The sequence below is a fragment of the Achromobacter pestifer genome, from assembly GCF_013267355.1.
Taxonomy (GTDB): domain Bacteria; phylum Pseudomonadota; class Gammaproteobacteria; order Burkholderiales; family Burkholderiaceae_B; genus Achromobacter; species Achromobacter pestifer_A.
Genome location: NZ_CP053985.1, coordinates 1,431,660 through 1,444,388, shown reverse-complemented (window position 1 = coordinate 1,444,388; position 12,729 = coordinate 1,431,660). Strand labels below are relative to the sequence as shown.

The following is a 12,729-nucleotide window of genomic DNA, read 5'->3' as shown; positions in this document are numbered from 1 at the left end:
CTTTCACCAGGAATCTTCTTGCATGGACATCCGGACGCTTTACACGCTGATCGCGATTGCAGACCACGGCAGTTTCGCCGAGGCCGGCAATACCATCGGTCTGTCGCTGTCGGCGGTGAGCATGCAGGTCCGCGCGCTCGAGGATGAACTGGGCATCACGATCTTCGACCGCAGCCGGCGTCCGCCGATACTCACGGACACGGGGCTGGCGCTGGTGCACCGGGCGCGCGACCTGATCGCGCACTGGGAGAGCATGAGCGCCGCCCTGAAGAAGGGCACCTCGTCGGGACTGCTCAGGCTGGGCAGCGTCCATACCTGTGTGTCGGGCGTGCTGCCGCTTGCGCTGCGCCACCTGCAGAAGCAGGGCCACGGCCTGGAGGTCCACGTTACCACGGGGCTTACGCATGACCTCGAGCGCGCCATCTATCACCGCCAGCTGGACGTGGCGATCGTGACGGAGCCCGACGCGCCGCGCTCGGGCCTGGATTTCCTGCCGTTCGTGGAGGAGCAGTTGGTCGTCATCGCGCATCGTTCGGTAAAGGGCGCCAGCGATCAGGAGATCCTGGAACAGAATCCCTATGTCCGCTTCAACCGCTCGGCGCGGGTGGGACATCTGGTGCAGGAAGAGATGGTGCGCAGGCGCATCACCGTGCGTTCGACCATGGAGATCGACAACCTGGAGGGCGTGATCGCCATGGTGGCCAATGGCCTGGGCGCATCGGTGGTGCCGGCCTGCCGCGGCAGGAACGAATTTCCGCCGGGCATCCGCGTCATTCCGTTCGGTTCGCCCACGGTCACGCGCCGCCTGGGCATCCTGGCGCCGAAGGAGAACCCGCGGGCCCATCTTACGCAGTTGTTGCTCGATGCATTGAAGTCAGTCTGCGCCGGTCAGCGCGACGCCGTGGAGCAGGCCGGTCCCGGCCAGTAGTTTGTAGTCCGGTAGTTCCGTAGTTCAGCAGCCCAGTAGTCCGCAGAAAAACACCGCAACGCCCCAAAAAAATCGAGCCATCGGCCCGAGGGTCAGTTGCTGCCTGGCGAATCGTCAGCCGGCCGCGAGCCGACGCGCTTCGCCGTCCCGCGAACTGAAGGAGACAAATCCATGAAGAACGAAAATCAACCCAATAATGCGCGCCGCCGCATCGTCAAGACGCTGGGCTGTGGCCTCGCGCTCACGCCGTTTATCGCCTTGCCGGCGCGGGCCGACTGGCCTGCGGACAAGGTCATACGCATGATCGTCCCATTTTCGGCGGGCGGGGCCACCGACCTGCTGGGCCGTGCGCTGGCGGCTGAGCTGGGCAAGGGCCTGAAACAGAGCGTGATCGTCGAGAACCGCGCGGGAGCCGGCGGCAGCGTGGGCGCGCAGGCCGTCGCCAGCGCGGCGGCGGACGGCTATACGCTGTTGCTCGCATCGGGCAGCATGTTCACGGTCAACCAGTTCATCTATAGCAAGCTGCCTTATTCGCTGGCTGACTTCAGCCCCGTCGGCAAGGTGGCCAACGGGCCCATGGTGATCACGGTCAACGCCAATGTGCCCGTCAAGAACACGCGCGAGCTGATCGAGTACGCCCGGGCCAGGCCGGGCAAGCTCAGCTTCTCGTCGGCGGGCGTGGGCAGCCAGACGCATATGGCGGGTGAAGCCTTCAGCGATGCTGCCGGCATCGAACTCATGCACGTCCCGTACAAGGGCGAGGGCCCGGCCTACACGGATCTCATGGCGGGCGTGATCGAAGTCGCCGTGGGCAACATCAACGCCATCGTGCCGCTGCTCAAGGGAGGACGCCTGCGGGCGCTGTCGGTGACAGGCAAGGAGCGGTCGGCGCTGCTGCCGGACGTGCCGACCACGGCGGAGGATGGCGTGCCGGGGTTCGAGTTCACGGGCTGGTTCGCCTTGCTGGCGCCGGCGGGCACGCCCCAGGCCTCGGTCGACCGTCTGCTGGCCGACGCGAGGAAGGCGGTCGAACAGCCCAACATGCAGCGCTATCTGGCTGACCAGGGCATGTCGGCGACCATCGTGCCCGCTGCCGCGCTCAAGGAAGAGATCGCCAGGGAGTCCGCCAAGTGGAAGGCGCTGGTGGAAAAGAAGAAGATCACCGCAAGCTGAGCCCGCATGATGCCGCCCGATACGCTCGCCTTCGCCGCGCCCGTCGTCCTTGTCGCCTATGTCGTCTTCGGGATGACGGGATTCGGCGCGGCCATGGTGGCCGTGCCGTTGCTGGTCCAGTTCATGCCCTTGCAGTTCGCGGTTCCGCTGGTGGTGCTGTTCGACCTGGCCTGCACCGCGCTGGTGGGTGGCAGCAACTGGCGGCGTGTGTCCCTGGCCGAGCTCAAGCGCTTGTTTCCCTGGCTGCTGCTCGGGATAGGGCTGGGCGTCACGTTGCTGCACAATGCCGGCGCCCGCTGGCCGCTGATCCTGTTGGGCAGCTTCGTGCTGGCAGTGTGCATCAAGGGCCTGCGTGGCGGGCGGGCCAAGCCGTCGGCGCCGATGAATACGCTCTGGGCCTTGCCGTTCGGCGTGTTCGGCGGCATCTTCAGCGCGCTGTTCGGGACCGGCGGACCGATCTACACCATCTATCTGTCGCGCCGGCTGGATGCGCTGGACCAGTTCCGCGCCACGATCTCGGTGGTTATCCTGGCCAGCGGCATCATCCGGGCGGCGGCCTTCGGCGCCGCCGGACTCTATGCGCAGCCGGAAATCCTGTCCGCGGCCGCCGTGCTGCTGCCCGTGGCCCTGATCGGCCTGTACGGCGGTTCCCGCCTCAGGATTCGCGTGTCCCCGGAACTGCTGAAGCGAGCCATCTTCGTGCTGCTCGCGATAGCGGGCGCGGGCGCCATCTATCGCGGATGGGTCTCGCCTGCGTGAGGCAGGCTGCCGCTACTTGGCCGTCGGCATGGCGAACTCGGCGCCCTTGCCGATGCTTTCGGGCCAGCGCTGCATGATCGACTTCTGCCGCGTGTAGAAGCGCACGCCTTCCTCGCCATAGGCGTGCATGTCGCCGAACAGGCTGCGCTTCCAGCCGCCGAAGCCATGCCAGGCCATGGGCACCGGGATGGGCACGTTGATGCCCACCATGCCCACCTCGATGCGCCGGCCGAATTCGCGCGCCACGTTGCCGTCACGGGTGAAGCAGGCCACGCCGTTGCCGAATTCGTGGGCGTTGATGAGGTCCACCGCCTCTTTCAGATCCTTCACGCGCACGCAGCCCAGCACCGGGCCGAAGATTTCTTCCTTGTAGATGCGCATGTCCGGCGTGACGTGGTCGAACAGCGTGCCGCCCATCCAGAAGCCGTCGCCGCAACCTGCGCCCGCCTGCGAGCCCTGGAAGCCGCGGCCGTCCACCAGCAGTTGCGCGCCTTCCTGCACGCCGAGGTCGATGTAGCCGCTGATGCGTTCGTGCGCGGCGCGGGTCACGATGGGGCCCATCTCGGCCGCGGGGTTCTCGCCGTCCAGCACCTTCAGCGTCTTGGTGCGCTCGATCAGCCTGGGCAGCAGCCGGTCGGCCACGTCGCCCACCAGCACCGCCACGCTGATCGCCATGCAGCGCTCGCCGGCCGAGCCGTAGCCGGCGCCGATCAGAGCATCGACCGCCTGGTCGATGTCGGCATCCGGCATCACGACCATGTGGTTCTTGGCGCCGCCCAGGGCCTGCACGCGCTTGCCGTGGCGCGCGCCGGTCTCGTAGATGTAGTTGGCGATGGGCGTGGAACCGACGAAACTGATTGCCTTCACGTCCGGGTGTTCCAGCAGCGCGTCAACCGCCACTTTGTCGCCCTGCACCACGTTGAACACGCCATCGGGCAGGCCTGCCTCGCGCAGCAGTTCGGCGATGCGCAACGATGCGCTGGGGTCGGTGGGGCTGGGCTTGAGCACGAAGGTGTTGCCCGCCGCGATCGCCACGGGGAACATCCACATGGGCACCATCACCGGAAAGTTGAACGGCGTGATTCCCGCCACCACGCCCAGCGGTTGGCGCAGCGTCCAGTTGTCGATGCCGGTGGAGACCTGTTCCGTGTGAGCGCCCTTCAGGAGCTGGGGGACGCCGCAGGCGAACTCGACGATGTCGATGCCGCGGGTGACTTCGCCTTGCGCATCGCTGAAAACCTTGCCATGCTCGGCGGTGATCAGGTGGGCCAGTTCGTCGCGATGCTTGTTCATCAGTTCAAGAAACCTGAACAGCACGCGGGCGCGGCGGATGGGAGGGGTGTCCGCCCATTGCGGAAATGCCGCTCGGGCGCTGGCCACGGCGCGGTTCACCTCTTCGGGCGTGGCCAGGGCCACCTGCCTGGCGACGACGCCCGTGGCCGGGTTGTAGACGGGCTGGCGGCTGCCTGTCCCCTCGACGAGGCTGCCGCCGATGTAGTGTCCGGCATCGCGGGATTGGGCGCTGGCATTGCTTGCGGTCATGGCTGGCTCCTGTGCTCAAGCATGGTGTTCTGGAGCTGGCAATGTCGCGCATTGCGGCCCGGCCGTCGAGATCAGGGGGCTGGAATCAGTGTTTGATGTTTCGAACAATGGAGCAGGACATGACGAAAACCAGGCGCCTGGAAGATCTGTGGTCGCATATCCATTGCCTTGGGGTGCTGGCCGATACCGGCAGCTACACGGCGGCCGCGCGCCGCCTGCAGATCAGCAAGGCCTCGGTGAGCCAGCGCATCGTGGAGCTGGAGCAGGCGGCTGGCGTCCCCCTCGTGCGCCGCACCACCCGCAGCGTCGGCTTGACCGAGGCGGGGCAGAGCCTGGTCGACCAGACCGCGGCGGCCTTTCTGCGCATCGAGGAGGGTTTCTCGGCCGTGCGGGATCTGTCCGAGGGGCCGCGCGGCGTGCTGTCCGTGACCGCGCCCGTGGCCCTGGGACGCCAGGTCATTGCGCCGCTGATACCTGGATTCCTGAAGGACTTTCCCGACGTGCGGATCCAGCTGGAACTCAGCGACCATCTGGCATCCCTGGCGACCGAGGGCTTCGACCTGGCGATCCGGCACGTGGCCGGCGTGCCGGACACGCATGTCGCCTCGGTCATCTGCGAGACGCGCTCGGTGCTGGTTGCGACCCCGGAATACCTGGCGCGGCACGGCACGCCGAAGACGCCGATGGATCTGGCGGCCCACAATTGCCTGCATTACCTGCGGCGCAGCGGCAGTGCTTCCTGGTCGTTCGAGTCGCGTGACGGGGACAAGCGCGTGGCGGTGCCGGTGCGTGGCAGCTTCACCGCGAATAACAGCGAAGTGCTGCGGGAGGTGGCTGTCGGGTCCCTGGGGATCGCGCTGCTGCCGGATTTCAGCGCCAACCAGGCCCTGCGCAGCGGAGAGTTGGTCGAGGTTCTGCGCGGGTGGCGGGTGGTGGGCGACTATGCGGAACGCCTTTACGCAGTCAGGCCCTACACGCCGCGAGTGCCCCTGACCGTGTCCTCGTTCGTCGGCTACCTGCGCGAGGCGATCCCGGCGTCCGCCGGACTCGGCGGACCGCCAGGAGCGGGGAATGAGGCAAGTTAATTGACCTGTAACCCGGCCTTGGCCACCAGGTCGGCGTAGATCGCGGCGCCCTGGTTGACGTATTTTTCCGTCTCGGTGGGCGACAGGACGTGGGGGATGCCGCCGAAGTTGGCGTTGCCGGCGATCCACTTCGGATCCTGTGAGATCTGCTTGAGCACGGCGGCCCATTTGGCCACGGCCTCGGGACTCATGTCCGGCGGCCCGAACAATCCGCTCCAGCCTATGACCGCTTCGAGTTGCGGCAGCCCCAGCTCGCGCGCGGTGGGTATGTCGGGGAACTGCGCCAAGCGTTCCGGCGTGGTCGTCAGCAAGGCCCGTAGCTTGCCGCTGGCGAGTATGCCCGTCATCGAACTCAGGTTGTTGCAGGCGAAGTCCGCATCCTTGCTGAGCACCGCCAACGCGACCTCGTTGCCGCCCTTGTAGGGGACGTTGACCACGGCCTCGGGCTTCAGGCCGAGGCTGCTGAGCAGCAGCTGCGGCGCAAGATTCTGCACCGTGGCCGGGCCGGAATGGCTGTAGTTGAGCTTGCCGGGATGGGCCTTCAACGCCTGCGCCAGATCGCCGATCGTCTTGTAGGGACTGTCCGGATGCACGACACAGACCACCGGGTTCAGCTCCAGCAGCCCGATGTACGTGAAGTCCCGGGCGGTGTAGGGCGTGGTCTTGGGCTGTAGCGCCGGCAGCAGGACCTGGGAGCCTATCCGGCCGACCAGCAGGGTGTAGCCGTCGGGGGCGGCGTTCTTCACGGCGGCCGAGCCGATCGCGCCATTCGCCCCGGCCTTGTTGACCACGACGATAGGCTGGCCAAGCATGCCTTGCGCGGCGGCGGACAGATTGCGGGCCGCCATGTCGGCGTCGCCGCCCGCGCTGAATGGAACGATGAGCTGGACCGGTTTGGAAGGATAGGCTTGGGCGCTTGCCAGGCCCGGAAGCGAGGCAAGCATGCAAATCGCGGCGCGAGCGAACGCGCCCGCCGGCAGGCCGGTAGGTCTGGTCATGGGAAGTCTCCTGTCGTGCTAAGGGACGAAACCGGACTGCAGCTGGGCTCGATGCCTCGAGGTCAATGACCGGTCGCGGACTGCGTTGACGCGCTGAAAACCGGGGCGGGTTCGCCCGCCAGGGAAACGTTGATGCAGGCGGGCAGCCCGCTGTGCGCCGCCATGTTCAGCGCGGTGGCGAGGCTGTCGCTGTCCCGCGCGGCAAAGCCTGCCCCACCGAGCGCCGCGGCGACTTCGTGGTAACGCGCGGTCGGCGCAAGTTTGCAGCCGATCAGCCTTTGCGGGCCATAGGTGCGCATCTGGATCAGGTGTTCCGCGTTCCAGCGCAGGTCGTTGCCGATCACGGCGATGATCGCGGCCTGTTCACGTACCGCCGTGTCCAGCTCCATCAGATGGAAGCCCGCCGTGCCGTCGCCCATCAGGACGACCACGGTGGCGTCGGGCCGTGCGATCTTGGCGGCGATCGCGTAGCAGACGCCCGCGCCGATCGCGCCGGACATGCCGTTGATGATCCGTACCGGGGCCTGGCAGTAGGCCTGCGCCCATTGGCCGAATTCGCCGCCGTCGCAGACCAGGATGGGGTTGGGGGCGGAGGCGAGAAAAGCCTGGACCGTTACGCACAGCGCGCGCGGCCCCAATGCGTCGGCGGTGGCATTGGAGGCGCCAAGGGTGCTGCGGTTACGCAGCGCTTCATCCACCTGCGCGCGCCATGGGGCGCGCTCGGCGGGCGCCGGCGCTGTCCGCAACGCGGCAAGCACTGCGTAGGGATCGCCCTGCAGGGCCAGGGCCAAGCGGTCGCCCAGCAGGCGGGCCGCGCGTTCCAGCATTGCGGGGTCGGGGTCGATCGCCACGACCCGGGCCGTCTGGCCCAGTGCGCCCGTGCCGCCGAAGCCCAGCGTGAAGTCCAGGCACTTGCCCGCCAGCACAATGAGGTCTGATTGTGCGATGAGTCCGCCCAAGGAGCCCAGGGACGGATCCTTCAGGCCTCGGGGGCTTTCCATGGGGATGATGCGCACCCCAAGCTTTTCTTCCAGCATCTCGCGGGCTGTGCGCATGCGAGGCCGTGCGCCTGCGGGACCGGCCAGCACCAGAGGGCGCTGCGCCACGTTGACCAGCGCAGCGAGTCGTTCCATGCCGGCTGCGTCCAACGCGGCAGGCTCGTGCTTCTGCGCCAGGGCGGGAAGCTCGGCCAGGCCAGTTTCGGCCGTCATCAGATCGAAGGGCAGGGCCAGATGCACTGGCCCGCGCCGGGGCGCAAGCGCCTGCGCGACTGCGCTTTCGAGGGCGGGGTAGAGTTCCTGCGTGGTCAGCGGACGCAGCGAAAGCTTGGTCAGCGGACGGGTGATGGCGACCTGATCCAGTTCCTGGAACGCGCCCGAACCGTCTTCGCCAACGGACGAATCGCCGGAGATGAGCAGCACGGGGCTTTCCGCCTGCGACGCAGAATAGAGCGGCGCCAGGCCGTTGGTGATGCCCGGCGCCGCAGTCAGCATCGCAACGCCGAGTTCGCCGGTGATCTGGGCCCATGCATCCGCCATGAAGACGGCGGCCGCCTCATGCCGCACGTGGATGATGCGGATGCCTGCGTCGATACAGGCATCGTAGAGCGGCATGATCTGATTGCCGGACAGGCTGAAGATGGTCTTGACGCCCAGGCGATGCAGCGTACGGATAATCAACTGGGATCCAAGCACCTGTCTCTCCGCTTGGGCGGCGCTTGGGAAACCCTGCGCGCCCCTTTTTTACCGGCTATGGGAGAGTTCAGTTTATCGGCTATCCGTGGCGTGTTGGTTGATGTTTTTTGAACCTAGGGCATCGCTTGCGGATGCCTGTGCGTGGCCTGCGCCGCGATCGCATCGCGCACGCCTTGCCCATAGGCCCGGTCGGCTCGAGTGCAATTGGCGATGTGGCGTTCGATGACTTCCTCGGAGGCGCCACGGATCGCGCGCGCCGTGTTCTCGAACAGCCTCTGCCTTTCGTCCGCCGCCATCAGGCGGAACAGATTGCCGGGCTGGGAGTAGTAATCGGCATCTTCCCTGTGGTCCCAGCGGGCCGCGGCGCCGCTGATGTCCAGCGGCGGTTCGGAGTAGTCTGGCTGCGGCCGCAAGGCGCCATGGCTGTTGGGCGTGTATGCGGGGACGCTGCCGCCATTGCCATCCACGCGCATGGCCCCGTCGCGATGGTAGCCATGGAACGGACAGCGAGGCGCATTCACCGGGATCTGCGGGTAGTTCACACCCAGCCGATAGCGCTGCGTGTCGCCATACGAGAACAGGCGGCCCTGCAGCATCTTGTCGGGCGAGAAGCCGATGCCGGGCACGATCACCGCCGGGCTGAACGCGGCCTGCTCGACGTCGGCGAAGAAGTTCTCCGGGTTCCGGTTGAGTTCCAGGACGCCGACCTCGATCAAGGGATAGTCCTGGTGAGGCCAGACCTTGGTCAGGTCGAAGGGGTTGAGATGATAGTCATGGGCCTCGGCCTCCGGCATGATCTGCACGTACAGGGTCCAGCGCGGGAACTCGCCGCGTTCGATCGCTTCGTACAGGTCGCGCTGGTTGCTCTCGCGGTCCGCGGCGATGACCTGTCCGGCCTCGGCGTCCGTCAGGTTCTGGATGCCTTGCTGGGTCTTGAAGGTGAACTTGACCCAGAACCGTTCGTTGGCGGCGTTGATGAAACTATAGGTGTGGCTGCCGAAGCCATGCATGTGGCGATAGCTCTTCGGAATGCCGCGGTCGCCCATGATGAGCGTCACCTGATGCAGGGTTTCGGGCAGCAGCGTCCAGTAGTCCCAGTTGTTCTGCGGGCTGCGCATGCCTGTGCGCGGATCGCGCTTGACGGCCCGGTTCAGGTCGGAGAACTTCAGCGGGTCGCGCACGAAGAAGACCGGCGTGTTGTTGCCGACCAGGTCCCAGTTGCCTTCCTCGGTGTAGAACTTGAGCGCGAAGCCGCGGATGTCGCGTTCGGCGTCTGCCGCGCCGCGTTCGCCCGCCACCGTGGAGAAGCGGGCGAACATGTCGGTCTGCTTGCCGACCTGGCTGAAGATCCTGGCCTTGGTGTAGCGCGTGATGTCATGAGTGACCGTGAACGTGCCAAAGGCGCCGGCGCCCTTGGCATGCATGCGCCGCTCGGGGATCACCTCGCGGTCGAAGTGCGCCATCTTTTCCAGGAACCAGACGTCCTGCAATAGCGCCGGTCCGCGCCGGCCGGCGGTCATGGTGTTGTCGTCGTCCGGAACGGGCGCGCCGAATGCGGTGGTGAGCTTGCTCATGATGGGCTCCTTTCATTGTTCAACTGGGCTGCGGCCTTCAGGAGCGGGTGCATCGCGCGGCCCGGATCCGGCCAAGCCGGGTTCAGGCGTAGTGCTCGATGGGGGAGTGGTCCTCCAGGCGCAGCACGCGGCCGTCGATGACGAGGGACGGCAGGCGGGTGATGCCGAGAGCCTTGGCCTGGGCGGCGGACTCGGGCTGCCGCGCGAGGTCGAATGATTCGTAGCGATGCTGCGGCGTCGCGAAGGCCGCCGCCATGCTGCGGTCTATGCCCAGGCAAAGATTGCAACCGTCATGGAACAGGGTGACTTGAATCAAAACGATCTCCTTGGCGTGCCGCCATGGCGGCTGCGTCCTGGCAACCGTGCCCCATGGGCGGATATGCCAGGCAGGTCTTGGAGGCGCGGGCTGGAATCGAACCAACCTCAGGAGATTTGCAATCTGCCGCATGACCACTCTGCCACCGCGCCGTTTTTGTCCTAGGACGTAATGAATGGTACGCAAGCCGGGCAGAGCGTGGATTTCCGCGAATCCACGAAAATTGTCCTAACGTCCAGGATGAATGACGCAGGTCAAGGGTATGTATGTCATGGGCCGCGTGGCGGCGAGGGATCCGTGCCCGAGAGTTGCGGCGCGCTCGGGGCCGCGGGGCGGTGCGGGAAGATGCGCCGCTTCGGGCGCGGAAATGAAAAAAGGGCCCGAAGGCCCTTTCTCAAGAATTTCCAGAGCGGGTCTGGAAATCAAAATTTGGAGCGGGAGACGAGTCTCGAACTCGCGACCTCAACCTTGGCAAGGTTGCGCTCTACCAACTGAGCTACTCCCGCATGGGTTCTGCACTTGAAACAGCCAGAACCTATTTTCTTATTCACTCTGATCAACTTGGTTATCGATCAGAAGGCGCGCATTCTACATGATTTTTTCGAGCTTGTCTTGGCCTGTGTTTTCTTGGCTTTGTTCACTGCGTTTTGCACACGGCAAGCAGTTTTCGAACAAGGCCCGAAACGCAGGGCAAGCACTCAATCAAGTAATATGAGCGAAGACAGAAACTATAGCAATCCGCAGCACTCATGTCAAATTCTCCCGTTCACACCCATGCGTCCCCCGCCTTGTTTCCCGTCAGCCAGGATCTCACCCGGCTGAACACGCTGGGGCTGGCGTCGCGGGCCGACGCCTTCGTGACGCTGGGGGATCCGGCGCAACTGCCGGCGCTGTCGCAGCTGGCGCGCGAGGCGTCTTCCCTGCTGGTACTGGGCGGTGGCAGCAATCTGGTGCTGCCGCGCCAGGTGGAGGGGCTGGTGGCGCGCGTCGCGTTCAAGGGCGTGCGCCTGCTGCAAGCCCGGCCCGATGCCTGGCTGGTCGAGGCGGCGGGCGGCGAGACCTGGCACGGCTTTGTCGAGGCCTGCGTGAACCAGGGTTGGGACGGGTTGGAAAACCTGGCGCTGATACCCGGCACGGTGGGCGCGGCGCCGGTGCAGAACATCGGGGCCTACGGCGTCGAACTCGAGGAGCGCTTCCATAGCTTGACCGCCTGGGATGTGCGTGAGGGCCGCCATGTCGAAATGAGCGCGGCCGATTGCCGGTTTTCCTACCGCGACAGTGTGTTCAAGCACGACGAGCCGGGCCGCTGGGTGATCGTGAGCGTGCGTTTTGCCTTGCCCCGGCCCTGGCGCCCGGTGCTGGGCTACCCGGACCTGCAGCGTCACGTCCGGCTGGCCGAGGGTGCGCCGACCGCGCGTGACGTCTTTGACGCGGTGTGCGAGATCCGCCGCGCCAAGCTGCCCGATCCGGCGGTGACGGGCAATGCGGGCAGCTTCTTCAAGAATCCGATCGTGTCGGCGGGCGTGCGCGATGCGCTGCTCAGCCGTTTTCCGGGCCTGGTGTCCTATGCCCAGCCGGATGGCGGCTACAAGCTGGCGGCCGGCTGGCTGATCGACCAGTGCGGCTGGAAGGGACGCTCGCTGGGCGCCGCCGGGGTGCACGAGCGGCAGGCCCTGGTGCTGGTCAACCGCGGCGGGGCCACGGCAGCCGACATCATGGGCCTGGCGCATGCCATCCAGGGCGCGGTGTCCGAGCGCTATGGCGTGCGGCTGGAGCCGGAACCCGTGGTGGTGTGAGGCTGTTTCGGCCTGGCAAGAAAAAAGGACCCCGCAGGGTCCTTTTTTCTTGCTGGCGAGGGCTTCAGAGGCCCAGCACGGACTGCATGTCGTACAGGCCGTTGTGCTTGCCTTCCAGGAAGCGGGCGGCGCGCAGGGCGCCTTCCGCGTAGGTGGCGCGGCTGGCCGAGCGGTGCGTGATCTCGATGCGTTCGCCGGTGCCGCAGAAGGACACGGTGTGATCGCCCACGATTTCGCCGCCGCGCAGCACGGAGAAGCCGATGGTGCCGGGCTTGCGCACGCCGGTATCGCCGTGGCGGCTCCAGGTGGCGACGTCCGGCAGGGCCACGTTCCAGGCCGAGGCGATGGTTTCACCCATTTTCAGCGCGGTGCCCGAGGGCGCGTCGACCTTGTTGCGGTGGTGCGCTTCGAACACTTCGACGTCGTAGCCGGAGTTCAGGATGCGCGCGGCCATGTCCAGCAGCTTGAGGGTGGCGTTGACGCCCACGCTCATGTTGGGCGCGAAGACGATGCCGATCTTCTGGGCGGCGACTTCGATCGCGGCGCGGCCGTTGTCGTCGAAACCGGTGGTGCCGATGACGGCGTTCACACCATGCTTGACGCAGGCCCGCAGGTGTTCGAGCGTGCCTTCAGGACGGGTGAAGTCGATCAGGCAGTCGGCTTGGGCCAGAGCGTCGAGATCATCGGTGATCGCCACGCCTGTTTGCTTGCCCAGCGGCGCGCCGGCGTCCTGGCCCAGCGCGGCCGAGCCCTGACGGTCCAGCGCCACGGCAAGCTGCAGGCCGGGGGCGTTCAGGACGGCTTCGATCAGCATCTGGCCCATACGGCCGCTGGCGCCGGCAATTGCAATACGCATAGATAATC

Annotated in this window: 11 protein-coding genes and 2 tRNA genes; 5 read left to right on the top strand and 8 right to left on the bottom strand. The window is 66.3% G+C overall.

The window, feature by feature from the left end:
- Window positions 1-22: 22 nt before the first annotated feature.
- From FOC84_RS07115 to FOC84_RS07105, 3 genes are all read left to right on the top strand, one after another.
- A complete protein-coding gene (locus FOC84_RS07115) occupies window positions 23-928 on the top strand; it encodes a LysR substrate-binding domain-containing protein (RefSeq protein WP_173143806.1) in 906 nt (301 codons plus the stop codon).
- Window positions 929-1,099: 171 nt separating this feature from the next.
- Window positions 1,100-2,101: a Bug family tripartite tricarboxylate transporter substrate binding protein gene (locus FOC84_RS07110; protein WP_173143805.1), complete on the top strand. Its 1,002-nt coding sequence runs from the start codon at window positions 1,100-1,102 to the stop codon at window positions 2,099-2,101.
- A 6-nt stretch (window positions 2,102-2,107) separates the two neighbouring features.
- The gene (locus tag FOC84_RS07105; protein ID WP_367949485.1) at window positions 2,108-2,860 is read left to right on the top strand and encodes a sulfite exporter TauE/SafE family protein; all 753 of its coding nucleotides are present in this window, start codon (window positions 2,108-2,110) and stop codon (window positions 2,858-2,860) included.
- A gap of 12 nt (window positions 2,861-2,872) precedes the next feature.
- Here FOC84_RS07105 and FOC84_RS07100 read toward each other — a convergent pair whose 3' ends face one another.
- Entirely contained in the window at window positions 2,873-4,402 is a 1,530-nt protein-coding gene (locus FOC84_RS07100) for a CoA-acylating methylmalonate-semialdehyde dehydrogenase (RefSeq protein ID WP_173143804.1), read from the bottom strand.
- Between the two features lie 119 nt (window positions 4,403-4,521).
- On the opposite strand from FOC84_RS07100, the gene FOC84_RS07095 reads away from it, so the two are divergent.
- Window positions 4,522-5,487: a LysR family transcriptional regulator gene (locus tag FOC84_RS07095; protein ID WP_173143803.1), complete on the top strand. Its 966-nt coding sequence runs from the start codon at window positions 4,522-4,524 to the stop codon at window positions 5,485-5,487.
- Here the strand turns inward: FOC84_RS07095 and FOC84_RS07090 are convergent.
- The 6 genes from FOC84_RS07090 to FOC84_RS07065 form a co-directional block, all read right to left on the bottom strand.
- Window positions 5,484-6,485 carry a Bug family tripartite tricarboxylate transporter substrate binding protein gene (locus FOC84_RS07090; protein WP_173143802.1) on the bottom strand — a complete coding sequence of 334 codons (1,002 nt, stop codon included), beginning with the start codon at window positions 6,483-6,485 and terminating at the stop codon, window positions 5,484-5,486. The two genes, FOC84_RS07095 and FOC84_RS07090, sit on opposite strands and share 4 nt — an antisense overlap.
- 62 nt (window positions 6,486-6,547) lie before the next feature.
- Window positions 6,548-8,164, bottom strand: coding sequence for a thiamine pyrophosphate-binding protein (locus FOC84_RS07085; RefSeq protein ID WP_254241929.1), 1,617 nt, complete (start codon window positions 8,162-8,164; stop codon window positions 6,548-6,550).
- Window positions 8,165-8,292: 128 nt separating this feature from the next.
- Window positions 8,293-9,753: a catalase gene (locus FOC84_RS07080; RefSeq protein WP_173143800.1), complete on the bottom strand. Its 1,461-nt coding sequence runs from the start codon at window positions 9,751-9,753 to the stop codon at window positions 8,293-8,295.
- Between the two features lie 82 nt (window positions 9,754-9,835).
- A complete protein-coding gene (locus tag FOC84_RS07075; RefSeq protein WP_173143799.1) occupies window positions 9,836-10,069 on the bottom strand; it encodes a hypothetical protein in 234 nt (77 codons plus the stop codon).
- 78 nt (window positions 10,070-10,147) lie between these two features.
- Window positions 10,148-10,221: transfer RNA gene (locus FOC84_RS07070), tRNA-Cys, on the bottom strand.
- 278 nt (window positions 10,222-10,499) lie between these two features.
- A tRNA-Gly gene (locus tag FOC84_RS07065) sits at window positions 10,500-10,575 on the bottom strand.
- 243 nt (window positions 10,576-10,818) lie between these two features.
- Here FOC84_RS07065 and murB point away from each other — a divergent pair.
- Complete coding sequence (murB, locus tag FOC84_RS07060; protein WP_173143798.1) at window positions 10,819-11,865, top strand: UDP-N-acetylmuramate dehydrogenase; 1,047 nt, start codon at window positions 10,819-10,821, stop codon at window positions 11,863-11,865.
- A gap of 64 nt (window positions 11,866-11,929) precedes the next feature.
- Here murB and dapB read toward each other — a convergent pair whose 3' ends face one another.
- On the bottom strand, window positions 11,930-12,721 hold the full coding sequence (dapB, locus tag FOC84_RS07055) for a 4-hydroxy-tetrahydrodipicolinate reductase (RefSeq protein ID WP_173143797.1): 792 nt from the start codon (window positions 12,719-12,721) through the stop codon (window positions 11,930-11,932).
- Between the last annotated feature and the right edge of the window lie 8 nt (window positions 12,722-12,729).